At 70.8% G+C, this 322-nt stretch carries 1 protein-coding gene; it reads left to right on the top strand.

What is annotated here, in order from left to right:
- Window positions 1-322: carboxyl transferase domain-containing protein (locus tag D0817_RS27075; RefSeq protein WP_497756106.1), on the top strand; the 322-nt coding region annotated here is incomplete at both ends.

The following is a 322-nucleotide window of genomic DNA, read 5'->3' as shown; positions in this document are numbered from 1 at the left end:
CGAAGACTTCAAGGCCAACGCGGCGGCCATGCAAGCCGTGGTCGACGACCTGCGCGCCAAAGTGTCGGCGATCGCCGCCGGCGGCGGCGCCGCGGCCAGCGCCAAGCATGTCGCGCGCGGCAAGCTGCTGCCGCGCGACCGCGTGCAGATGCTGCTCGACCCGGGCACGCCGTTCCTCGAATTGTCGCAACTGGCCGCCTACGACATGTACGACGGCGCCGCGCCGAGCGCCGGCATCATCACCGGCATCGGCCGCGTCTCGGGCCAGGAGTGCGTGATCGTCTGTAACGACGCCACCGTCAAGGGCGGCACCTACTACCCG

This window comes from Flavobacterium cupreum (genome assembly GCF_003996965.1).
GTDB classification, from domain to species: Bacteria; Bacteroidota; Bacteroidia; order Flavobacteriales; family Flavobacteriaceae; genus Flavobacterium; species Flavobacterium cupreum.
This window is presented reverse-complemented; position numbering and strand designations above follow the sequence as displayed.